The 23,536-nt window shown below is 67.9% G+C and carries 16 protein-coding genes and 1 tRNA gene; 3 read left to right on the forward strand and 14 right to left on the reverse strand.

Annotated elements, in window-relative coordinates:
• Positions 1-2: 2 nt before the first annotated feature.
• The 3 genes from epsL to ACSQ8Y_RS16760 form a co-directional block, all read right to left on the reverse strand.
• Positions 3-1,199 (reverse strand): XrtB/PEP-CTERM-associated polysaccharide biosynthesis outer membrane protein EpsL, encoded by a 1,197-nt coding sequence (gene epsL, locus ACSQ8Y_RS16750; protein ID WP_436267566.1) that lies wholly within the window; start codon positions 1,197-1,199, stop codon positions 3-5.
• Positions 1,200-1,204: 5 nt separating this feature from the next.
• On the reverse strand, positions 1,205-1,900 hold the full coding sequence (locus ACSQ8Y_RS16755; RefSeq protein ID WP_436267567.1) for a CAAX prenyl protease-related protein: 696 nt from the start codon (positions 1,898-1,900) through the stop codon (positions 1,205-1,207).
• A gap of 122 nt (positions 1,901-2,022) precedes the next feature.
• A complete protein-coding gene (locus ACSQ8Y_RS16760; protein WP_436267568.1) occupies positions 2,023-3,927 on the reverse strand; it encodes an ATP-binding cassette domain-containing protein in 1,905 nt (634 codons plus the stop codon).
• 142 nt (positions 3,928-4,069) lie between these two features.
• Between ACSQ8Y_RS16760 and ACSQ8Y_RS16765 the strand changes: the two genes are divergently transcribed.
• Positions 4,070-4,144, forward strand: a tRNA-Arg gene (locus ACSQ8Y_RS16765).
• Positions 4,145-4,501: 357 nt separating this feature from the next.
• Complete coding sequence (locus ACSQ8Y_RS16770) at positions 4,502-5,971, forward strand: aldehyde dehydrogenase family protein (protein WP_436267569.1); 1,470 nt, start codon at positions 4,502-4,504, stop codon at positions 5,969-5,971.
• 1 nt (position 5,972) lies between these two features.
• On the opposite strand, the gene ACSQ8Y_RS16775 is transcribed toward ACSQ8Y_RS16770, so the two are convergent.
• Both ACSQ8Y_RS16775 and ACSQ8Y_RS16780 read right to left on the reverse strand, forming a co-directional pair.
• Positions 5,973-6,380 carry a hypothetical protein gene (locus ACSQ8Y_RS16775; protein ID WP_436267570.1) on the reverse strand — a complete coding sequence of 136 codons (408 nt, stop codon included), beginning with the start codon at positions 6,378-6,380 and terminating at the stop codon, positions 5,973-5,975.
• A gap of 108 nt (positions 6,381-6,488) precedes the next feature.
• Positions 6,489-7,190: a PEP_CTERM-anchored TLD domain-containing protein gene (locus tag ACSQ8Y_RS16780; RefSeq protein ID WP_436267571.1), complete on the reverse strand. Its 702-nt coding sequence runs from the start codon at positions 7,188-7,190 to the stop codon at positions 6,489-6,491.
• Positions 7,191-7,296: 106 nt separating this feature from the next.
• Here ACSQ8Y_RS16780 and ACSQ8Y_RS16785 point away from each other — a divergent pair, with 106 nt between their 5' ends.
• Positions 7,297-8,172, forward strand: a complete 876-nt coding sequence (locus ACSQ8Y_RS16785; protein WP_436267572.1) for a heparin lyase I family protein — start codon at positions 7,297-7,299, stop codon at positions 8,170-8,172.
• A 30-nt stretch (positions 8,173-8,202) separates the two neighbouring features.
• Here ACSQ8Y_RS16785 and ACSQ8Y_RS16790 read toward each other — a convergent pair whose 3' ends face one another.
• The 9 genes from ACSQ8Y_RS16790 to ACSQ8Y_RS16830 all read right to left on the reverse strand — a co-directional run bounded on the left by ACSQ8Y_RS16790 (position 8,203) and on the right by ACSQ8Y_RS16830 (position 23,272).
• Positions 8,203-8,667: a MarR family winged helix-turn-helix transcriptional regulator gene (locus tag ACSQ8Y_RS16790; protein ID WP_436267573.1), complete on the reverse strand. Its 465-nt coding sequence runs from the start codon at positions 8,665-8,667 to the stop codon at positions 8,203-8,205.
• Between the two features lie 9 nt (positions 8,668-8,676).
• Positions 8,677-10,335, reverse strand: coding sequence for an AMP-binding protein (locus tag ACSQ8Y_RS16795; protein WP_436267574.1), 1,659 nt, complete (start codon positions 10,333-10,335; stop codon positions 8,677-8,679).
• A 92-nt stretch (positions 10,336-10,427) separates the two neighbouring features.
• Positions 10,428-11,147, reverse strand: a complete 720-nt coding sequence (locus tag ACSQ8Y_RS16800; RefSeq protein WP_436267575.1) for a response regulator — start codon at positions 11,145-11,147, stop codon at positions 10,428-10,430.
• Between the two features lie 88 nt (positions 11,148-11,235).
• Positions 11,236-16,263: a two-component regulator propeller domain-containing protein gene (locus tag ACSQ8Y_RS16805; protein ID WP_436267576.1), complete on the reverse strand. Its 5,028-nt coding sequence runs from the start codon at positions 16,261-16,263 to the stop codon at positions 11,236-11,238.
• An 84-nt stretch (positions 16,264-16,347) separates the two neighbouring features.
• Positions 16,348-17,517, reverse strand: a complete 1,170-nt coding sequence (locus ACSQ8Y_RS16810) for a patatin-like phospholipase family protein (protein ID WP_436267577.1) — start codon at positions 17,515-17,517, stop codon at positions 16,348-16,350.
• Between the two features lie 100 nt (positions 17,518-17,617).
• The gene (gene ggt, locus ACSQ8Y_RS16815) at positions 17,618-19,405 is read right to left on the reverse strand and encodes a gamma-glutamyltransferase (protein WP_436267578.1); all 1,788 of its coding nucleotides are present in this window, start codon (positions 19,403-19,405) and stop codon (positions 17,618-17,620) included.
• Between the two features lie 80 nt (positions 19,406-19,485).
• A complete protein-coding gene (locus ACSQ8Y_RS16820) occupies positions 19,486-20,244 on the reverse strand; it encodes a 3-hydroxyacyl-CoA dehydrogenase (protein WP_436267579.1) in 759 nt (252 codons plus the stop codon).
• Positions 20,245-20,336: 92 nt separating this feature from the next.
• Entirely contained in the window at positions 20,337-20,816 is a 480-nt protein-coding gene (locus ACSQ8Y_RS16825; protein WP_436267580.1) for a hypothetical protein, read from the reverse strand.
• Positions 20,817-21,082: 266 nt separating this feature from the next.
• Positions 21,083-23,272, reverse strand: coding sequence for a sodium-translocating pyrophosphatase (locus tag ACSQ8Y_RS16830; protein ID WP_436267581.1), 2,190 nt, complete (start codon positions 23,270-23,272; stop codon positions 21,083-21,085).
• Positions 23,273-23,536: the final 264 nt, after the last annotated feature.

Below are 23,536 nucleotides of genomic sequence, written 5' to 3' on the forward strand. Positions count from 1 at the left end.
TCTCAAAACTGTATGCTGGCACTGACGGCGGCGCCGTGAGTGCGGTAGTTGGTGGAAGCGTTGCCGCTGCGCGTTTCATGGAATACATTGGCGGACAGGCGCACCGACTGCAGCGGCGCGTAGTTCACGCCGAGCGAGGCATTGCGGCTCTTGTCGCGCAAGTCCGGGGCCGCGATCCTGCCCTCCAGCGTACTGAAATCGCGCTTGTCGCGCCGCACCGCAGCGTTGACGCTGACCTTGGCAGTGGCGTCCCAGGTGGTGGTGAAGCTGGCCCCCTTGTTCAGGCTGTTGCTCACGAGATTGCTTTCCACCGGCGCGAACTCGCGCCAGACCGAGGCCTGCATGCGCAGCTTGCGCAGCATGGACCAGTTCATCGAGGCGCGGCCGTTCAAGCCGCTGGTGTCGCGCTCGGCGAAGAAGCTGTGCTTGCGCTCGGCCCAGCCGGCCAGCATGGTGAATTGCGAGGTGGCGCTGAACAGCCAGTAGACATTGGCCTTCAGCTCGTTCTGGGTGTAGCCGTCGTCGATGAGGGCGCCGCCGACGAAACGGTGGTTGGGGTATTTGGCCTTGATCTGGCTCGCCTGCAGGCCGAAACGGCTGCCGCTGGACGGCAGGTAGTCGAAGCCCAGGTCGAGCTGGTCCTCGGTGCGGTTGTTGAAGCGCTGCGCCGGCAGGTCGTAGGTGAATTTCTGGCTGGCGGCGGCCGCGCGCACGCGGTAGCTGGGGTGGAAGCGCCAGGCGCCGTCCACGTACTCGCGGCGCTGCACGCGCAGGTTGCGCTGGGCGCTGTGGAAGTCGCTGAAGGAGGTCAGCGTCTGTGCGTACAGGCCGCCCAGATGGCCTTCCAGGTGGTTGCCGATGTGCCACTCGAGGTCGGCCAGGTAATCCTTGCCGCTGTAGTCGAGTTCCTTGAAATGCTCGAACTTCACGCGCGACTGCTTGATCTGGCCGGTCAGGCGCTGGCGGCTGACCGGCAGGTCGAACAGCACGCCGTACTGGGTTTGCGTCAGGTTGTCGTCGCGCTGGCCGACCAGGCCGGTGGCCGTGTCGTCCAGCCGGAACAGGTTGGCGTCGTGCGAGCGCGTCACCGACAGATAGGGGTGGATGGTGTCGCTGATGCCGGCCGCGGCCGGCAGCGGCAGCGCGGCGGCGGCGCCGAGCAGCAGCAGCAGATTTTTTTTATTGGGGAGAAGTCGCATGGTGTTTACCAGTAGTGCCAGTTGCCGGTGACCACGATCCACACGCCCAGCACACCATTGGTGGTGCCGTGCGCGACGATGGCGGTCCAGAGATTGCCGCTGCGCATATACAGCAGGCTGTAGGCCAGGCCGGCGACCATGCCGGCCAGCCACAAATTATGTTCAAAGCCGAACAGCAGCACGGTGATGGCGAGCGCCTTCACGCCCACGGCGGCCGCGCGCACTGGCAGGAAGTCGGGCGCGTGCAGCCAGCGCAGCAGGAAGGAGCGCCAGAACAGCTCTTCCATGACGGGCACCACCAGGGCGGCGCCGGCGATGCGCAGCGCCACCAGGCCCCAGTTGACGGCGCCGCTGGGGTAGCGCGGGTCGAAGCCGGCGGCGCTGCCGACCTGCATCCAGCCGGCGTCCAGGCTGACCCACAGGACGAAGACCGCCAGGCCGGCGGCGACCGAGGCGGCCATGGCGGACGCGCCCATGCCGCGCCACGCCAGTTCGGCATAGGCGCGGCGGTACAGCACCAGCGCCGCCAGCACGGCGGTGATCTTGACGGCGTACAGCCAGCGGGTTTGCTCGGCGCTGTAACCCAGGCGGGCCAGCACGTCGGCGACGAAAATAAAGAAGAGATAGACGGCGAACGGAATGATCCGTGCCTGGGCGGGGGCCGAACCGGCGGGTCCGGCGGTAGGGATATACGGTTTCACAGTCGTGCGCCTCGGCCTCATTGAAAGATCTGCATTGCCTGCCAGCCCGATCGGGCTGGCAGGCAACTTTGCAGATCTTACAATTTTCCGCTCAGCAGCAGCGCACGGCTGCGCGGAGTCTGCTAGCCTTTAGCGCGGGACTCGATTGCTTCCCATTTTTCCAGTGCTTCCAGCAGTTCGCCCTCGATTTGCTCAATACGTGTGTTGACGCGCTTCGCCTCGGCCGCATTTTTCTTGTAAAAATCGGGATCGGACAGCTGAACGTTGAGCGCGGTCTGCTCATCTTCCAGTGCGGCAATCAATTTCGGCAGCTCGTCCAGTTCGCGCTGTTCCTTGTAGGAAAGCTTTTTCTTGCCGGCGGCGGGCGCGGCGGCTGCCGGGGCGGCCTCGGCCTTCGGCGCGGCCTTGGCGGCGGCGGCCTTGGCGCTGGCGGTGGTGTCGCGCACGCGCTCCCAGTCGCTGTAGCCGCCGACGAATTCGCGCCAGTTGCCCTCGCCTTCGGCGACGATCACCTGCGTCACCACGTTGTCCAGGAACATGCGGTCGTGGCTGACCAGGAACACGGTGCCCGGATAGTCTTCCAGCAATTCCTCGAGCAGCTCCAGCGTATCGATGTCGAGGTCGTTGGTCGGTTCATCGAGCACCAGCACGTTGGCCGGCTTGGCGAACAGGCGCGCCAGCAGCAGGCGGTTGCGTTCGCCGCCCGACAAGGTCTTGACCGGCGAGCGGGCGCGCTCGGGCGCGAACAGGAAGTCGCTCAGATAGCTCATGGCGTGCTTGCGCTGGCCGTTTACTTCCACCCAGTCGCTGCCGGGGGCGATGGTCTCGAGCAGGCTGGCCTCCTCGTTGAGCTGGGTGCGCATCTGGTCGAAGTACGCGACCTGCAGCTTGGTGCCCTGCTTGACGGTGCCGCTGTCCGGCTTTTCCTCGCCCAGGATCATTTTCAGCAGCGTGGTCTTGCCGGCGCCGTTGGCGCCGATCAGGCCGACCTTGTCGCCGCGCAGGATGGTGGCGCTGAAATTGCTGACGATGGGACGGTTATAGGTCTTGGACACGTTCTCCAGCTCCGCCACGATCTTGCCCGAGCGGTCGCCGGCCGACACTTGCAGCGTGACCTGGCCCTGCTGGTCGCGGCGCACGGCGCGCTGCTCGCGCAGGCGTTCCAGGCGGCGCACGCGGCCCTCGTCGCGGGTGCGGCGCGCCTTCACGCCCTTGCGTATCCAGACCTCTTCCTGGGCCAGGAATTTGTCGAACTTGGCGTTCTCGATCTCCTCGACTTCCAGCTGCTCGGCCTTGCGCACCTGGTAGGTGGTGAAGTTGCCCGGATACGACAGCAGGCGGCCACGGTCCAGTTCAACGATGCGGGTCGCCACGTTGTCCAGGAAGGAGCGGTCGTGGGTGATGAACAGCACGCTGCCCTTGTAGTCCTTGAGCAAGCCTTCCAGCCACATGATGGAGGTGAAGTCCAGGTGGTTGGTCGGTTCGTCGAGCAGCAGCACGTCCGGCGCCGACACCAGCGCGCGCGCCAGCGCCACGCGCTTCTGCATACCGCCGGAGAGCGTCTTCATCAGCGATTCGGCCGCCAGGTTGAGGCGGTCCAGGGTCGCCTCGACCTTGTTCTTCAGGTTCCAGGCGTCGGCCGCGTCCAGCTTGACCTGGATGTCGTGCATGCGTTCCATCAGCGCGTCGTCGTCGCCCTGGCCGAACTGGCCGGTCAGCGCGTCGTATTCCTTCAGCAGGCCCTGCAGGTCGCCCATGCCGGAGGCCACGGCGTCGTACACGCTCATCTCCGGCTCGAACACCGGCTCCTGCTCCACGTAGGCGATCTTCAGGCCCTGCTGCATGACCAGCAGGCCGTCGTCCAGCTTGAAGCGGCCGGAAATGATTTTCAGCAGGGACGACTTGCCCGTGCCGTTGCGGCCGATCAGACCGACGCGTTCGCCCGTCTCCAGGGAAAATTCCGCGTGATCAAGGAGCGCGAAGTGGCCGAACGCCAGTTGCGCGGAAGAAAGAGAGATGACTGCCATAATGGATTTTGCCTGCGCGCGGCGCGCCGCCGGGATGGGGAAAGCCGCTGAAAAGATGAATGAAGCACGCATTGTACCGACATCGCGGAGGCAGGCCTATTTTTTGCCTTGTCATCGGCTATAATTGCGCTCGCAAAGCGTCCTCCCCGTAGCACAATGGATAGTGCACATGCCTCCTAAGCGTGGGATACTGGTTCGATTCCAGTCGGGGGGACCACCCAGCATGCATCCACCGACCCGCCCGCCCCACAGGCACGCCGGCTTGTCGCCGCCCCGCCCTGCCCCTCTGAGCATGCGATGCATGGATTCCCGCCTTCGCGGGAATGACACGCACAACCAGAACGACGCCGTCAATTCACCTACTGTTGCGCCTGGCCTCCCCCTTGACCGACCGCTCGGCTGGGCTGGCTGTTCAATGCCGCCGCCCGGCTGAACTCGTGAAACAAGCCCGGCCGGCGGCCTGGAGCAACAATTTTCAGTTGTATTTTCGCCGCAACCGATTAGAGCTTTCATGTAAAAAATGACATCGCAGCCGTGCTACGCTGGGTCCCTTCGTCACCCACCGTCCGCCGTCATGAGCCAAGCACAAGCAGCCACACCCTTCCCGCCTGCGGACGAAGCCGATCCCCTGGACATGCAGGCCGCGTTCGATGCGCAACTGGCCACCTCCCTGGCCTGGCGAACTTCCGGCGCGGCCGAGCGCCTGCGCCGCATCGTGCGCCTGCGCAAGGCGATGATGGCGCGCCGCGAGGCCTTCTACGCCGCCTTCGCGCAGGACTACCGCAAACCGCCGTCCGAGGTCGAGGCGTCCGAGTTCCTGCCGGTGATGGAGGAGATCCGCCACGCGCTGGGCCGCTTGAAACGCTGGATGAAGCCGCGCCGCGTGTGGCCGACCACCACGATGCTGGGCACCTACGCGTCGGTGCAGCCGCAGCCGCGCGGCCGGGTGCTGATCATGGCGCCGTGGAACTATCCGCTCAGCCTGTGCTTCGGCCCGCTGGTCTCGGCGCTGGCGGCCGGCAACACCGTCATCATCAAGCCGTCCGAGATGACGCCGGCGGTGTCGGCGCTGATGGGCAAGGTCATCGCCGAGGTCTTCCCGGCCAACCAGGTGGCGCTGTTCGAGGGTGGCCAGGCGACCTCGCAGGCGCTGCTCGATTTGCCCTTCGACCATATCTTCTTCACCGGCTCGCCCGCCGTCGGCAAGCTGGTGATGGCCGCCGCCGCCCGGCACCTGGCCAGCGTGACACTGGAACTGGGCGGCAAATCGCCCACCATCGTCGACGCGTCGGCCAACATCGGGCTGGCGGCGGAAACGCTGATGTGGGGGAAATTCCTGAACAACGGCCAGACTTGCGTCGCGCCCGACCACGTGTATGTGCACGCGTCCGTGAAGGACGCGTTTACCGAGGCCTGCCGCGCCGTGCTGCGCCAGCGCTACGGCGCCGACGCGGCGGCCCGCCAGGCCAGTGCCGACCTGGCGCGGGTGGTCAACCTGCGCCACACGCAGCGCCTGGCGCGGCTGCTGGCCGACGCGCAGCAGCGCGGCGCGCGCATGCTGGAGGGCGGCGAGGTGGACGAGGGGCAGTGCTACATCGCCCCCACCCTGCTGGACCGGATCCCGGCCGGGGCCGCCATCTTGCAGGAGGAGATTTTCGGACCGCTGCTGCCCATCATCGAATACAGCGACCTGGACCGGGTGATCGCCGCCATCAACGCGGCGCCCAAGCCGCTGGCGCTGTATCTGTGGAGTACGGACCGGCAAGCCATCGGCCAGGTGCTGGCGCGCACCAGCTCGGGCGGCGCCTGCGTCAACCACTGCGTCGCGCATTTCGCGCACGGCAACCTGCCTTTCGGAGGCGTCAACAATTCCGGGGTGGGCAGCGCGCACGGTGAGTACGGCTTCAAGGCTTTCTCGCACGAGCGCGCCGTGCTGCGCGCCTCGCCGCTGATGCTGATCAAACTGTTCTTCCCGCCTTACACCCGGCGGCGCAGCCACCTGATGCGCAAGATCGTCGACACGCTGCGCCTGCCGATGCTCTAGCTCAGCTCTGCGGGAAAGCCTGGGACAGGATCTGTTCCATGGCCGCCGCCAGATCGGCCGTGGCCAGCTTGCCGCGGAAGTAGCGCTGGCCATCCTCCGCGCTCTCGGCCACCACCGACGCCGCGCCGCCGGGCGCGATGCGCAGGCTGACGATCAGCCCGTTGTGGGACGCGCCGTGGACGCGCACGCCCAAAGTCAGGCCGGCATGGGTATCGAACAGCTTGCGGTTCACGTCGCATTCGAGCCGCCCGCCCAAGGTGCGCGTGAGCACGGCCATGCAGTGGTGCAGGGCCGCGTCCGCGGGTATGGCCATCGCGGCGCTTGCTGGGCTGAGCTCACCCTGTGCTGCCAGGTGGTTGGCGTGGGCGGCCATCAACTCGTCCTCCACGCTTCCCAGCATCCGCAGCATATGCACTCGGCTTATATTACCCATGGGTAACTTTTATTTCCAAATGACAATCAACGGCCCAGTATATCACCAACAGTCACACGCCTTCGGGAATATTTCGCTTGTCGGCTAGTCGGGCTTGCGGCAGGCATAGGCCAGCACGCTCAGCCCGGCCACCACCAGCGCCAGCGTGTCCGGCTCGGGCACCGGGCGCACCGCGTACACTTCCATGGCCGTGTAGGTGAACTGGCCGGTGCCGGCCAGGCTGCTGCCGAAGGGCTCGGCGCCGGGCTCGAAGCTGTAGTACGACGTCAGCAGGGAACTGCCGCCCGTGGTCAGGTCGTTCGTCACCAGCAAGTCCGCGCCGCTGCCGAAAGCCGGGCCGCATTGCAGGCAATTGTAGGTCTGGTGCGCGCCGTAGTCGGGGATGCCCTGGTCCGGCGGCGTCGGCACCTGGCGGTACACATGGCCGGCGGTGGCGTTGAAGATGAAGGCGGTGCGCTCCTCCTCGGGAACGGTGACGTGGTCGCCGTCGACCACGTTCCAGCTCTGCGGATTGTAGCCGCCGATCAGCCAGACATTGCCGTCGCTGTCGCGCGCGCGCAGCAGCGACACCGTGGCGCCCTTGCCATCCACGGCGGCGTGGAAATTGGCGGCGGTGTCGCCGTCCTTTTTGACGAACAAGGAGTCGAGCCGGACGTCGACCCGGCCCAGCCAGCCCAGCAGCTGGGTTTTCAATTCAGCGGTCAGGATGGGCGTGGCCTGCGCCGGCGCCGCTCCCAAACACCAGAGCAGGCCCGCCAGCGCGGCGGCCCTCGCAGCATTCAACATACCCACCTCCGTGACAATGCAAAAAATTTGACATTATCACAACGGTGCGCGCCTGTCGCCACGATTGGCGTACCATGCCGGGCCCAGCCACTTGGAGACACCACGCATGCGTTGCCTTGCCCTTGCGCTGCTGTTCAGCGCCACCCTGCCCGCTTCCGCCCAGATCGTCCCGGGCCTGGGCGGCCAGATCGACACCATGGAAGCGACGCCGCTTCCCTTGCCGCCCCAGGCCGGCGTGCTGGATGAAATCCAGCGCAATACGGAAGCCAGCCTGCGCCGTTTCGACCGCTTCTACACCTTGAATTCCGGCAGTCCGGCCAACGTGACGCTGGTGCCGGACCCGGCCAACGGCCGCCGCTCGGTGTTCCACATACAGTTGCACAGCACCGATCCGGACAGCGCCGGCGCCAAGCGCACCGAGGTGGCGCCGCGCTACGAATACACGCCCCAGGGGGTGCGCTGGTATGCCGCCAGCGTGTATTTCCCGACCGACTGGGTGACCGAGGCGGAGCCCGGGCGTCCGGTGGCGGTGTTCCAGCTGAGCAGCGCCAGGGGGGTGTTTGCGGGTCCGCCGCCGCTGGCGATCGAAGCGAGCGACGGCCTGCTGCGCCTGCACACCACCACCAACCACCTGCTGCCGACGGACGGCGTCGTGCCGACCAAGGCCAACGCCAGCGTCAAATCCATCCTGCTCGACAAGCTGCAGCTGGGGCAGTGGTATTGCTTCGTGGTGCGCGCCGACTGGCAATACAAGCTGGGCAGCGGTTCGCTGCAGGTGTGGATGAACGGCGAGCCGGTCTATTCCTCGACCAATCTGCACAGCCACTACGCCAGCACGCTGGGCAACTTCCCCAAGACCGGCATCTACCAGCCGGGCACCATGTACCTGGCGTCGCGCCACCTGTACACCGACTTCATCCATGTCGGCGCCGAGGCCAGCACCATGGAGGAGATGCTGGCCCGCACGCCTTGCGCGGGCTGAGCCGCGCCGCGCGCCGGTGGCGGCAAGGCGCTAGCCGAGGTGGCGCTTCATCTGCGACAGCAGTTCGATCAGCTGGCCCTTGTCGTCCGGCGACATCGGCTGCAGCAGTTCGGCCACCCAGCCTTCGTGCACGGCCGCCATGCTGGCGAAGGCGCGCCGCCCCCCCTCCGTCAGCTTGACGCTGGAGGCGCGGCCGTCGCTGGGGTCGGCCACCCGCTGCACCAGGTTTTCCCGTTCCAGCTGGTCGGTGATGCCGGTGATGTTGCCGCCGGTGACCATCATGCGCTTGGACAGTTCGCCCATGCGCAAACCGTCCGGATGCCGCTCCAGCTGCGCCATCAGGTCGAAACGCGGCAAGGTGATGCCGAAGGTGGCGCGCAGCCGGCCGCGGATTTCGTTCTCGATCTTCACCGTGCACGACAGCATGCGCAGCCATAGCTTGAGCGACTGGTGGTGCTCCTGCGTGAGCCGGCTGGCGAGGTCCAGATCCTGCATGCGGTTCCTCTATTCAGCAGTTTTAGCGGCGCCGTCGGCGGCGCGCAGCTTGAAGCGCTGCAGCTTGCCGGTCTCGGTGCGCGGCAGGGCCGCCAGGAAGCGGATGGCCCGCGGGTATTTGTAGGGCGCGATCTGGCCCTTGACGAATTCCTGCAGTTCGGCCGCCAGCTGCGGCGACGCCGCGTGGCCGGGTTTCAGCACCACGTGCGCCTCCACCACCTGGCCGCGTTCCTCGTCCGGCGTGCCGACCACGCCGCATTCGGCCACGGCAGGATGGCGCAGCAAGGCGTCCTCCACCTCGGGCCCGGCGATGTTGTAGCCGGCCGAAATGATCATGTCGTCGGTGCGCGAGCGGTAGAAAAAGTAGCCGTCGGCGTCCATCTCGTAGGCGTCCCCGGTCAGGTTCCAGCCGTTGAGGACGTAGTCGCGCTGGCGCTCGTCGGCCAGGTAGCGGCAGCCGGTCGGGCCCTTCACGGCCAGGCGGCCGGTCACGCCGGGCCCGACCGGCTTGCCGTCGCGGTCCAGGATGCAAGCCTGGTAGCCGGGCACAGGCTTGCCGGTGGCGCCGGGCCGGATGTCGCCGTCCGCCGCCGAGATGAAGATGTGCAGCATCTCCGTGGCGCCTATGCCGTCTATCATGTTCAGGCCGGTGGCCTGCAGCCAAGCCTCGCGCGTGGCCAGCGGCAGCGCCTCGCCGGCCGACACGGTTTTCTCCAGGCTGGCCAGCGCGTATCCGGCGGCCAGCGGCGCCATCTGCCGGTAAAAGGTGGGCGCCGTGAAGCACACGGTGGCGCCGTATTGCCCGATCGCCTGCAGCAGCGTTTCCGGCGTCAGCTTCTCCAGCAGCACCGTGGCCGCGCCCACCCGCAGCGGGAACAGCAGCAGGCCGCCCAGGCCGAAGGTGAAGGCCAGCGGCGGCGTGCCGATGAAGACGTCGTCGCGCCGCGCGCGCAGCACCGAGCGCGGGAAGCAGTCGCAAATGGCCAGCAGGTCGCGGTGGAAATGCATGGTGCCCTTGGGGACGCCGGTGGTGCCCGAGGTGAAGCTGATCAGGCAGACGTCGTCGGCGGCCGTGTCGGCCGGCGCGAAGCTGGCAGGCTGGCGTGCCATCAGCGCCTCCAGCGAATCCGGCGCGCCGCTGCCGAACCAGGCCGCGCTGGCAGGCATGCCGTCGGCCGCCTCCAGTTCAGCGCGCAGCGCGTCCGCGCACAGCACCGCGTTCACCTCGGCCTTGGCCATGATGGCGCCCAGTTCGCGCGCGCGCAGCAGCGGCATGGTGGGCACGGCCACCATGCCTGCCTTCAGCACGGCCAGCACGGCGGCCGCCATCACCGGATGGTTGGCGCCGCGCAGCAACACGCGGTTGCCGGTCTTTAATCCCATCGGGCCGCGCAGCACGTGGGCGATACGGTCGACCTGCTCCAGCAGCTGCGCATAGCTCCAGACACCGCCCGGGAAGCGGATGGCGTCGCGCCCGCCGTCCCCGGCCGCGACGGCGCGGTCCAGCAGTTCGGCCACGCAGTTCAGGCGGGCCGGATAGTCCAGCTCGGGCAGGCCGAACAGCATCTCCGGCCACAGTTCCCGCGCCGGCAGGTGCGCGCGCGCGAAGTGGTCCTCGTGCGCGCTGGCGCTGAACTCCGGCAAGGGCGTGGCGTATGGTCTGGTCATGGTCGGCCTGGGATGGTGGTCGGGTCGAGTCAGCCTGTCAGGCTTTTACTTTAAACCTAAACCATCCGCGCGACAAGCGCCGTCCGGCCGGCTCAGTTGCCGCCGATGGACTTGCGGACGAGGGAGGACTGGTGGATGACGGCGCGGATGACGTCCGACAGCACGGCTTGCACCGCGTCGCTGGACAGGAAGCCGGGGGCGAAGCTTTTCAGGGCGGCGGCGGCGCCGCTCAGGCCGAGCGTGACGCAGCCGGCGTGCAGGCGGTCGATCCGGGTCTGCGCCTCCTGCTGCTCGCCGCGCGCGAACAGCGCGTCCAGTTCGCCGCTGGCGACGGTGAGCTGGTTCTGGAAGCCGGTCAGGTAGACCAGCAGGCGGTCGGCGTTGATGCCCAGGCGCAACTGGGTGGCGCCCGGCGCCTCGGCCAGGTGCTCGTAGCCGCTGGCGGCCTGGTCGAGGAAAGCGGTCAGGTGGATGCGGACCTGGTCGGCCTGGAAAGGCTTGACGATGTAGCCGGCGGCGCCGGCCTTGGTGGCTTGCTGCACGGTTTCCTTGTCGGTGGCCGAGGACACCAGCACGAAGGGCATGGCGCTCAGGGCGTGGTCGGCCTTCACGCGCTGCAACAGTTCCATGCCGGACAGGCGCGGCATGCGCAGGTCGCTGAAGACGATGGCGGGCCGCAGGCCGTTCTCCAGTTGCTGCCACGCGTCGGCGCCGTCCTCGGCTTCGACGATATCGAATTTCCCGCAGCTGTCGATCAGGTGCATCAGCACCATGCGCGACACCACGTCGTCATCTACTACTAAAACTTTCATGTAACTCTCCAGTGCCCATATCGTCTGTGTGGCCGTTCTGTGGCACTGCGCCAATATACCCGATAACCCTGCCCCTGTCAGTCCGGCGTCAGTCCGGTTGCGCCAGCTGTGCCAGGCCTGCCAGCATGGCGCGCAGGCACGGCAGCTGCGGGCCGATTTCCTGCCAGGCGGCGCGGTCGGCGGCCTGCTCGAGCAAGCCGCACAGGTCGCGCAGTTCCGGTTCGTCCAGGTAGGCCGCGCTGCCCTTCATGCCGTGGAACATGCGTCCGGCGCCGTCGCCGTCGCCGGCGGCGATGGCCTCGTCCAGGTCCGCCAGGCGGGCCGGCAGGTCGGCCAGGAAGGCCGCGCGCAGGCGCGCCTTGAGCGGGTCGTCGTCCTGCCCGCGCGGCGGCGCGTGCAAGGCCGCCACCTGCACCGGCGAGGCCGGCGACGGCGACAGCATGTCCGGCAGCGCCGCCGGCGTTGCAGGCGGCGCTGCCGGCACGCCGAACATGGCGTCCAGTTCGTCCAGGCTGGGCGCGCGCGGCGCCATGCGCGGCAGCGCCACGCCGCGCTGCAGCTGGCGCTCGATGGCGCGGCTCAAATGGAAGTGCAGCGCCGCCTCGTCGATCGGCTTGGTCAGGAAATCGTCCATGCCGGAGGCCAGGTAGCGGCTGCGGTCCTCCTCGCTGGCGTTGGCCGTCAGCGCGATGATCATCAGTTCCTGGTCGCGCACCGGCGCGCCGTCCGGGCCGCCCTCGCGGATCAGGCGGGTGGCGGTGGGACCGTCCATCTCGGGCATGCGGCCGTCCATCAGTATCAGGTCGTAGCGGGTGCGCGCGCAGGCGGCCACCGCCAGCAGGCCGTTGGCGGCGATGTCCACCTTGTGCCCCAGTTCCTCGAGCATCATGCGGATGATGATCTGGTTGGTCGGGAAATCCTCCGCGCACAGCACCTTGAGCTGGTGGCTGTGCGGCTCGCGCGGCACGTGCTGCACCACGGGCGGCGCCACGCCGTCCGCCAGCGGCAGCTCGAAGGTGAACACGCTGCCCACGCCCGGCGTGCTGGCGACGCGGATTTCACCGCCCATCAGCTCCACCAGCTGGCGGCAGATCGCCAGCCCCAGGCCCGTGCCGCCGTAGCGGCGCGTGGTGGTGGTGTCGGCCTGCTCGAATTTCTGGAACAGGCGCGGCATGGCGTCGGCCGCGATGCCGATGCCGGTGTCCTCCACCGTGAAGCGGATCAGGTTGCAGCCGGCAGGGGCCGGCGCGGATCCCGGAGCCGGTGGCAAGTCGGCGTCCTGCGGCAGGCGCTCCACGCGCAGCCGCACTTCGCCGCGCTGGGTGAATTTGAAGGCGTTGCCGACCAGGTTGACCAGCACCTGGCGCAAGCGCGTCGGATCGCCCAGCACGTACAGCGGCAGGTCCGCGTCCAGCTCCACCGCGAAGCCCACGCTGTAGGCGGCGGCTTGCTCGTCGAACAGGCTGGCCACGTTCTGCACCATGCCGCCCAGCGCGAAGTCGATGTTCTCGATGGTGAGCTTGCCGGCCTCGATCTTGGAAAAATCCAGCAAGTCGTTGATGATGCCCAGCAGCGCCTGCGCGTTCACCTGGGCCCGTTCGATCTGCTCGCGGGTGGCGTCCTGCAAGGTGGCGTCGCGCAGCGCGAAGCCCTGCATGCCGATCACGCCGGCCAGCGGGGTGCGCATCTCGTGGCTCATATTGGCCAGGAATTCGGATTTCTGGCGCGTCGCATCCTCCGCCTTCTGCTTGGCGTAGCGCAGGCGCTCCTCGTTGTCCTGCAAGGCGCGGTTGGCCAGCGCCAGCTCCTCGGTGTGCAGGCGCACCTTGCCTTGCTGGAGCATCAGCTGGTCCTGCGTCTCGCGCAGCTGCTGCAAGGTCTCCTCCAGGCGCTGGTAGGCCATGGCGTTGTCCAGGCTGACGGCGGCGTGCGCGGCCAGGGTCTGCAGCATGTCCAGGTGCACCTGGCGGTAGGCGTGCTTCTCCTTGCTCTGCACCGACAGCACGCCCACCACGCGGTCGTTGACGATCAGCGGCGTGTACAGCAGGGACTGCGCGTACTCGGCTTCCGAACCGTCGGCCAGCAGCGCCGGCTTGAGCTTCTCCAGCCCGGCCGAACTCATATAGCGCGTGTACTCGGTGTAGAAGTCGTTGATGAAGATGTCGTGCCGGTGGTACCAGCACCACACCGCCAGCTGGTCCATATCGTCGACCCGGCGGCTGTAGGGCTGGCTGCGCATGCCGCGCTCCATCGAGAACGGGAACTCCAGCAAGCCCGATTCCTCGCGGTAGAAGCCGACGCCGAACATATGCGTGTCCATCAGGTGGCGCACATGGCGGTACAAGGTGCGCATGGCCTTTTCGATGTCCAGCGTGGCGCTCATCTCGCGCCCGATCTCGCTGAGCACCGAGATGTTGCGGTGCGCCTGCTCCACCGCCTCCTTCTGCAATTCCACTTCCTGCTTCTGGCGCTCGGCGTCCATGCGGCGCTGCTCGGCCTCGGCGCGCTGCGTCTCGGCCTCCACGCGGCGCCGTTCCAGTTCGGTCTTCTGCTGCTGCAGCAGCTGGTTCTTCAGTTCGACCTCGGTGGTGCGCAGGCCCACCTGCTGCTCCAGGCGCGACTTCTGGCCGCGCAGCTGGCGCATGCGCACGCGGTACACGGCGTAGGCGCTGCCCAGCAGGAGCGCCGCCGCGCCGCCGCGGAACCACCAGGTTTTCCACAGCGGCGGCAGGATGGTGATCTCCAGCATGGCCGCGTTGTCGTTCCAGATGCCGTCCTTGTTGGCCGCCTTGACGCGGAACACATAGTGGCCGGGATCGAGGTTGGTGTAGGTGGCGAAGCGCTTGGCCGCGTCCGTCACCACCCATTCCTGGTCGAAGCCCTGCAGCTGGTAGGCGTAGCGGTTGCGCTGCGGCGCCGCGTAGTGCAGCGCGGCGAATTCCAGCGAGAACACCGAGTCCTGCTCGCGCAAGGTCAATGCCGAGGTGTGCTCGATGGCGCTTTTGAGCACCGCCTGCTCGCCGCCCTGCCCGGCCTTGACCGACTTGTTGAAGATCTGGAAGTCGGTGATGGCCACGGTGGGCGCCACGCTGTTTTCGCGGATCTCGGCCGGCGCGAAGGCGGTCACGCCGTTAAAGCCGCCGAAGTACATGGTGCCGTCCGGCGCGCGCAGCGCGGCGCCGTCGAAGTAGGCGCCCTCGATGGTGCCGTCGGCGCCCGCGTAATTGCGCAGCTGGCCGGTTTGCACCGTCAGCCGCGTGATGCCGGTATTGGTGCTCAGCCACAGGTGGCCGCGCTCGTCGTCCAGGATGGCGGCGATGGCGTCGTCGGCCATGCCGTCCTTGCGCTGGTAGCGCCGGAAGCGCACCGTGCCGTCGCCGGCGACCTCCATCCGGTTCAGGCCCGCCGCCGTGCCGACCCAGATCACGCCACGCTTGTCCTGGTACAGATAGTGCACCTCATCGTGGCTGAGCGAAGCGGGGTCTTGCGGGTCGTGGTGGAAGTGGCGGAAGCGGCCGGTCCGGCGGTCCAGCAGGTCCAGGCCGTTGAAGGTGCCCACCCACAGCGCGCCGCTGCGGTCCTCCAGGATGGGGCGCACCACGTTGTCGGCCAGGCTGTTGCTGTCGGCCGGGTCGTGGCGGTAGGTGCTGGCGGCGCCGGTTTTCGGGTCGTAGCTATGCAGGCCGCCGCGCGTGGCGATCCACAGCACGCCTTTGCTGTCGCCGACGATGTTGCGCACATTGTCGCCGTCCGGATCGCCGCTCCAGGCGCGCACCCGCTCGTAGCGGCGGGTGGCCGGATCGAAGCGGCGCAGGCCGTTGCGCCCGCCCACCCACAGCGCGCCGCCGCCCTTGTCCTGCCACAGCGAGATCACCTGCGGATCGCGCACGTCGGCGAAGCCGGGCGCGGGGTCGCGGAACACCTGGCCTTCGGCGCTGACCGGATCGAACAGCGTCAGCCCGTCGTTGTTGCCCAGCCAGAGCTTGCCGCCGCCGGCGTCGATGATGGCGCGCACCTTGTTGTCGCTGAGCGAACGGGGACGCTCGGCGTCGTGCACCAGGCGCGCGAAACCGCCGCTGCCCAGGTCGACCCGGCTCACGCCGTTGTACCAGGTGCCCACCCACAGCGTGCCGAGGCGGTCGCGGAAAACCGAGGACACGTAGTTGTCGGCCAGGCTGTGCGGATCCGTCACCTGGTGCCGGTACTGCACGAAGCGGTGCTCGGCCGGGCGCCAGCGGAACAAGCCCTCGGTCTGGCTGCCGGCCCACAGCGTGCCCTCGATGTCCTGGTAGATCACCGTCACCACGCCCGGCTTCAGGCCGTCCTTCTCGCTCAAGCGCTTGCGCTGCGGCGCCTCCGCGCCGCGCGCCAGCTTCCACTGCTCGACGCCGGCCATGGTGCCCACCCACAGCGTGCGGTCCAGGTCCGCGCACAGCGACAGCACGGCTTCGAAGCGGGTGTCCGGCGCGGCGTCGACCTTGAAGTGGCGGAAGCTCTGCGCGCCCGGCTCCAGCAGGTCCAGGCCGGCCGCCGTGCCCACCCACAATCGGCCCTCGGCGTCGCGCGCCAGCGCGTTCACCTGGTCGCTGCCCAGGCTGCCGGGCAGGCTGGCGTCGTGGTGCCAATAGGTGTAGCGGCCGCTGGCCGGGTCGAAATGCTGCAGGCCGTCCGAGGTGCCCACCCACAGCCCGCCCTTGCCGTCGTCGACGATGGCGCGCACGTGGCGGTTGCCGTTGCCGCGCTTGGCCGGTTCGCTGGGCGGGAAATGGGTGAAGCTCTGGGTCAGCGGCTCGTAGCGGTCCAGGCCGCCGTCCGTGCCTATCCACATGCGCCCGGCGCGGTCCACGTGCAGCACGCGCACCCAGTTGTCGGCCAGGCTGCGCGGATCGGACACGGAATTGCGGTAAGTGACGATGCGCGCGCCGTCGTAGCGGCTCAAGCCGGCCTGGCTGCCGAACCACATGAAGCCCTGCTGGTCCTGCGCCACGCCCAGCACCGACTCCTGCGCCAGGCCGTCCTCCACCGCCAACTGCTCGAAGCGCAGCGTGCGCGGCGGCGCGGCGGCCGAGGCCGGCGGCAAGGCGCCGGCCAGCATGGCGGCAGCGGCGACGGGCATGAGCAGTTGGCGAAGGCGACGGCGGACGAACGGCACGGACTGGACCTGGTTAGACGAAAAAGACGGGCGGCACGCGCGCCTCGGTCATGAATTGAAGAAGGCCAGCACGTCGGCCTTGCGCGCATGGGTGTCGCGCTGGCCGAGCCGAATTAACTCGCAAGTATAAGTCGATTCGAACAAAAGGTAGGAAGCAAGTGACGATCCGCGCGTTTCGGTCGCGCCTATGCCCGACAACATGGTGCGTATCGGCGCCGGCAAGGAACCGATATGGCGGCTGGCGATGTCGTCGAGCCGCTCGGACGGGGCGATCACCAGCAGCTCCACCGGTTTGAGCGGCGTCTGCGCCAGGTACTCCGGCGGCAGCAGCGACAAGGTCTTGTTGATGCGCTCCAGGCGTTCGATGTCGACCGCCAGGCTGTCGAGGAAAATCGAGGACAGCGCGTGGCCGGCGATTTGCGCCAGGCTGGGGTAGCGCGCCATCTCGGTGCGCCGCTCGACCGGCTCGGTGAGGCGGCCGGCGCCGATCACCAGCACCTTGTCCGCGCCCAGGTGGATGGCCGGCGAAATCGGCGCCAGCTGGCGCATCGAACCGTCGCCGCAGTATTCGTGCTGGCCGCCCAGGTACAGTGGCGTGGCCGGGAAGATGAAGGGAATGGCCGACGACGCCAGCAGGTGCTCGACGCCGATCTGGTCCTGCATCGCCACGCGCTGGGTGCGTATCCACGGCGCGATCTCGGCGGCGGTCTGGAAGAAGGTCACGTGCTGGCCGCCGGTGTAGGACGAGGCGGTGACGGCCAGCGCGTGCAGCAGGCCCTCCTGCAGCACCATGTCCAGGCGCGGCAGGTCCAGCATGCGGTGCAGCAGGCTCACCAGCGGCGTGTTGTCGAGCAGGGAGCGCGGCGGCGCGGCGCGCCATTTGCGCAGCAGCCAGCCGAAGGAGAGCAGCGACAGCCAGCGCGCGCCGGAGCGGATCACGCCCAGCGAGTCGGCGCGGTAGACCTGCTCGACCGAAAAATTGAGCCAGACGTCGAGCAGCTTTTGCACGCCCTCGCTGAAATTGTCGGCGCGGCAGGCCAGCGCCGTGGCGTTGATGGCGCCGGCCGAGGTGCCGCAGATGATGTGGAAGGGATTGCGCGACGGCGGCCAGCCTTCTTCCCACAAGATTTCGTTGATGGCCTGCAGCACGCCGACCTGGTAGGCGGCGCGCGCGCCGCCGCCTGTGAGGATCAGGCCAGTTTTCTTTTTCATTCCCATCCGCAAAGATTAGCAGGGTCTGCCCGGTTTAGGCAAAGCGGCGGCGGGCTTTTCGCAGTATTACCACACTGACAAGTCCGTTGCCGCAGGGTTTGCAGCATCAGTCCCCACGCACGATGCCCTCGCGGCGCGGATCGGCGCCGCCGAACCAGATTTCCTTGCCGCCGCGCGTGACGCGCATGATGCCCTGCAGGCCGGAATTCTGCTCGTATTGGCGCACTTCGTGGCCGCGCGCCTTGAGCGCCTCGACCACCTCGGGCGCGATGCGCGCCGCCTCCAGCTCGGTCGGGCCGTTGCGGCTGCCGAAGTTGGGCAGGCTGATGGCCTGCTGCACGTCCAGCTTCCAGTCCAGCGTGCCCACCAGCACCTTGGCCACGTAGTTGATGATGGCCGAGCCGCCCGGCGAACCGGTGGCCAGCACCAGCTTCTTCGTGCCCTTGTCGAACACCAGCGTCGGCGACATGGCGCTGCGCGGGCGCTTGCCCGGCTGGACGCGGTTGGCCACCGGGCCGTTCTCGTCGACCGCGTCGAAGGAGAAATCGGTCAGCTGGTTGTTCAGGATGAAGCCGTCCACCATCTGGCGCGAGCCGAAGGCGTCCTCCACCGAAGTGGTCATCGATACGCCGTTGCCGTAGGCGTCCACCGCCACCAGGTGCGAGGTGGCCGGACTTTCGATGGCGGTGTCCGCGCCCCAGGCCACTGCCACCGTCTCCGGCACGCCGTACTTGGCGCGGCCCATCGAGCGCTCGCTGATCAGGGCGGCGCGCTGCTGCAGGTAGTGCTTGTCCAGCAGCGCGGCCACGCCCTTGCCGGGCAGCGGCACGAAGTCGGTGTCGGCCACGTAGCGCGCGCGGTCGGCATAGGCCAGGCGGCCGGCCTCGGTGAACAGGTGGATGGCTTCGGCGCCCGGCTTGCCGTCGACCGGCGGGTAGTTCTGGATGCCCTTCTGTTCCAGCACGCCCAGCATCTGCGCGATGGCGATGCCGCCGGACGACGGCGGCGGCATGCCGCACACGGTCCAGGCCTTGTAGTCGGCGCACACCGGGTCGCGCTGCTTGGCGCGGTAGCTGGCGATGTCGGCCGCCGTCAGCAAGCCGGGATTGGTCGGATGCGAGGCCACCTTGGCGGCGATGTCGGCGGCGATGCGGCCCTTGTAGAAGGCGTCCGCGCCGCCCTTGGCCACTTCGCGCAGGGTGCGCGCCAGCTCGGGGTTCTTCAGCAGGTGGCCGACCGGCCAGGGCTGCTTGTCCTTGTCGTAGAAATAGGCCGCCGCGACCGGGTCGCGCCCGATGTATTTGTCCCAGGTCAGCAGGCCGTTCAGGCGCGGGCTGACCGCGAAGCCGCCCTCGGCCAGCTTGATGGCGGGCCCGAACAGCGCGGCCCAGGGCAGCTTGCCGTGCTCCTTGTGCGCCAGCTCCAGCATGCGCAGCACGCCCGGCGCGCCGGTCGAGCGTCCGCCCACCACGCCCGCTTCGCGCGACAGCGGCTTGCCGCTCGCGTCCTGGAACAGTTTTTCGGTGGCGGCCGACGGCGCCGTTTCGCGGCCGTCGTAGGCTTGCACGCGTTTGCCGTCGAAATGCATGACGAAGGCGCCGCCGCCGATGCCGGACGACTGCGGCTCGACCAGCGTGAGCACCAGCTGGGTGGCGATGGCCGCGTCGATCGCGCTGCCGCCCTGTTTCAGCATCTCGTAGCCGGCGTTGGTGGCGTGCGGATTGGCCGCCGCGACCATGAACCTCTCGGCGGAGACGCCGGTTTTCTCGGTGTAGCCGGTGGCGATTTCGGGCGCGCGCTCCTGCACGGCGCGCGCGTCCTGCGCGTGGACAGGCGAGGCGGCGGCCGCAGCGAGCAGCGCGGCGGCCAGCGCCAGCGAGTGCAACTTGATCATATAGGCTCCAAAAATGAATCGGGCGCGCGACCTGGGCTGCGCGCCCGACGACTTGGCATCCTACCGCAAAACGCGGCAGCTTACTTCGGCTGCATGCGGATGGCGCCGTCCAGACGGATGGTTTCGCCGTTCAGCATGACGTTCTCAATGATGGACTTGGCCAGCATCGCGTATTCGGACGGCTTGCCCAGGCGCGGCGGGAACGGCACCATCTTGCCCAGCGCGTCCTGCACCTCGGCCGGCATGCCCAGCAGCATGGGCGTTTCGAAAATGCCGGGCGCGATGGTCATCACGCGCACGCCGCTGCGCGACAGGTCGCGCGCCATCGGCAGGGTCAGGCCGACCACGGCCGCTTTCGAGGCGCCGTAGGCGGCCTGGCCGATCTGGCCGTCGTAGGCCGCCACCGAGGCGGTGTTGATGATCACGCCGCGCTCGCCGTGCTCGGCCGCCTCGGTCTTGCCCATCGCATCGGCGGCCAGGCGGCACATATTGAAGGTGCCGACCAGGTTGATGTTCACGGTGCGCTGGAACACGTCCAGCGGGTGCGGACCGTCCTTGCCCACGGTCTTGACGGCCGGCGCCACGCCGGCGCAGTTGATCAGGCCGCGCAGCGTGCCCATCGCGGTGGCCGCCTCGACGACGGCCTTGCCGTCGGCTTCCGACGTCACGTCGCACTTGACGAAGACGCCCTTCAGTTCGGCCGCCAGCGCCTGGCCGGCTTCGGCCTGCACGTCCGCCAGCACGACCTTGCCGCCGGCTTCCACGATCATGCGCGCGGTCGACGCGCCCAAGCCCGATGCGCCGCCGGTGATGATGAATACGTTGTCCTTGATTTGCATGTCTTCCCCTATTCGTGATTGGATACGGCAGGATGTAACGTTTACGTAAACGTAAATCAGGATTGTAGCGAATTTTTGGGTGTTTTAGCGAATTAACACTGCACCCAGTTGCCGTCGGTGCGGCAAGGGCGGCCGGCAGGGTCGAGCACAACCGGGCCCGTGCCCTGGTAGCGCGTGCCGCCCGCGTCGCGGCAGCCGCCGGCGTCGCAGCCGCGCAGGGGCTGGATGGCATGGGGTAGCGGCGAGGACAGTGGCGATGGCAGCGGCGATGGCGCCGGCATGGCGGTCGGCGGCCGGTATTGCGGTGCACGGGCAGCCGAAGGCGGCATGGCGATGATGGCTTGCGGCACCGAACGGCGCTGCGCGAAGCTTTGCGTCGGGGCTGGCCGGCAAGGCTCGACCGCCAGGCGCATGCCGTCCGGCGCCAGGGTGCAGACCGGCAGCTTGCGGAAGGCCTCGGCGGCAGCCGCGCCGCCGGAAGCATCGGGCACGACTCGCGGCAACGCCGGCGCCGCACTTTGCGCGACGGCGCCCTGGCAAGCCAGCAGAGCTAACAACAACGGCAATCTCATGGCCCCCTCCCCGGCGCGGTGACAGCATCATGATAACCCCGCCGCGCCCGCCGAGGCGCACGAGGCAGCCACGAGATGATGGGCACGGCTGTGCGTTGGATGCGTTGGATGCGTTGGATGCCTTGGATGCGTTGAGTGCCTGGGTGCCTGGGCGCTTGGGTGCGATGGATGCGTTAGATGCGCAGGGCGGGTTAGCCGCTAGGCGTAACCCGCCACGTGTCGCGGCGACTCATGGCGGCTTACGTTGGCTAACGCCGCCTACCCCCCTACGGCCGGGCGGCCAACGCCGGCGCGGAAGCCGTCGCGGCGGGCGCGGCCATCACCGGTGGCACCGGCGCGTAAGCCGTCGGTGCGGGCGCCACCAGCGGCGCGGCGGCGTGCACCGGCCCTTGCGGCGTCACCGACAGCCAGCCGGACGCGGGCAGCAGCGGCACCAGCAGCAGCGCCACGATGTTGATGATCTTGATCAGCGGATTGACCGCCGGGCCGGCCGTGTCCTTGTACGGGTCGCCCACGGTGTCGCCGGTCACGGCCGCCTTGTGCGCGTCCGAACCCTTGCCGCCGAAGTTGCCGTCCTCGATGTATTTCTTGGCGTTGTCCCAGGCGCCGCCGCCGGTGGTCATGGAGATCGCCACGAACAGGCCGGTGACGATGGTGCCCATCAGCAGCCCGCCCAGCGCGGCCGCGCCCAGCAGCATGCCGACCAGTATCGGCACCAGCACCGGCAGCAGCGAGGGAATGATCATTTCCTTGATGGCCGACGCGGTCAGCATGTCGACCGCCTTGTCGTACTCGGGCTTGCCGGTGCCGTCCATGATGCCCTTGATGTCGCGGAACTGGCGCCGCACTTCCACCACCACGGCGCCCGCCGCGCGGCCCACCGCCTCCATCGCCATGGCGCCGAACAGGTAGGGGATCAGCCCGCCGATGATCAGGCCCACGATCACCATGGGATTCGACAAGTCGAAGGTGATGCTCTTGCCCACCGATTCCAGTGCGTGCGTGTAGTCGGCGAACAACACCAGCGCGGCCAGGCCGGCCGAACCGATCGCATAGCCCTTGGTGACGGCCTTGGTGGTGTTGCCCACCGCGTCCAGCGGGTCGGTGATGGCGCGCACGGATTCGGGCATGCCGGACATCTCGGCGATGCCGCCGGCGTTGTCGGTGATGGGACCGTAGGCGTCGAGCGCCACGATGATGCCGGCCATCGACAGCATGGACGTGGCGGCGATGGCGATGCCGTACAGGCCGCCCAGCTGGTAGGACACCAGGATGGCGGCGCACACGGCCAGCACCGGATACGCGGTCGATTTCATCGACACGCCCAGGCCGGCGATGATGTTGGTGCCGTGCCCGGTGGTCGACGCTTCGGCGATGTGGCGCACGGGGTGGAAGTCGGTGCCGGTGTAGTACTCGGTGATGTAGACCATCAGCCCGGTCAGCACGATGCCGACCACGGTGGCGCCCATCATCTTGTAGCGCATGGCGTCGTCCGGCCAGATCTGCCAGGTGACGGCGGCGAAGCCGATCAGCGACAGGCCGGCGGCCCACCACAGCCCGGTGTACAGCGCGGACATGATCTTCTTGCCCGGCTTGGCCTTGACCATGGAGCAGCCGACGATGGAGGCCAGGATGGACACCGCGCCCAGCAGCAGCGGATAGACGATGGCCTGGGTCGGCGCGTTGGCGATCATCAGCGCGCCCAGCAGCATGGTGGCGATCAGGGTCACCACATAGGTTTCGAACAGGTCGGCCGCCATGCCGGCGCAGTCGCCGACGTTGTCGCCCACGTTGTCGGCGATCACGGCCGGGTTGCGCGGGTCGTCCTCGGGGATGCCGGCTTCGACCTTGCCCACCAGGTCGGCGCCGACGTCCGCGCCCTTGGTGAAGATGCCGCCGCCCAGGCGGGCGAAGATGGAGATCAGCGAGGCGCCGAAGGCCAGGCCGATCAGCGGCTTGATCACGTCGTGCGGGCTCTGCGCCGGATTCGGGTAGCCGTTCGAGGCCAGGCCGGTCAGCAAGGCATAGAACAGCACCACGCCCAGCAGGCCCAGGCCGACCACCAGCATGCCGGTGATGGCGCCGCCCTTGAAGGCGACGTCGAGCGCTTCGTTCATGCCCTTGGTGGCCGCCTGCGCGGTGCGCACATTGGCCCGCACCGAGACATTCATGCCGATGAAGCCGCACGCGCCCGACAGCACGGCGCCGATCAAAAAGCCCAGCGCGGTTTTCATGTCGAGCAGGACGCCGATGGCGATCAGCAGCACCACGCCCACCAGCGCGATCGTCTTGTATTGCCTACCGAGGTAGGCTGCAGCTCCCTGTTGGATCGCCAGTGCGATTTCCTGCATGCGCGCATTGCCGGCGTCCTGCTTCAAGATCCAGCTGCGCGCCCATAAGCCATAGATCACGGCGATCACGCCGCATGCCACTGCGAACCAAAGGCTTGCTGTCATATTGTCCCCTTCGTTTGTTATCAAGCTCGACCACTACGACTCTCGAAAGCCGGTCTTGTGGACCGTCTACCAACTGCGTACTGCACAATGCCGATGCGCCCGCCATGGCGGCGAACTGGAAACAGAAGTTGGTATTGAGTCTACAGCAAACGTGGAAAATTAAGCAATTCACACTTGAATTGATTTTTGCCTAATGTGGGGAAAATGGTCAGTGCGCGCCGCAGGAGGACGCCGGGGAATGCGGGCGGGGATGCCGCGGGCGGA

Source organism: Pseudoduganella sp. LjRoot289 (genome assembly GCF_964252925.1).
GTDB lineage: Bacteria > Pseudomonadota > Gammaproteobacteria > Burkholderiales > Burkholderiaceae_D > Rugamonas.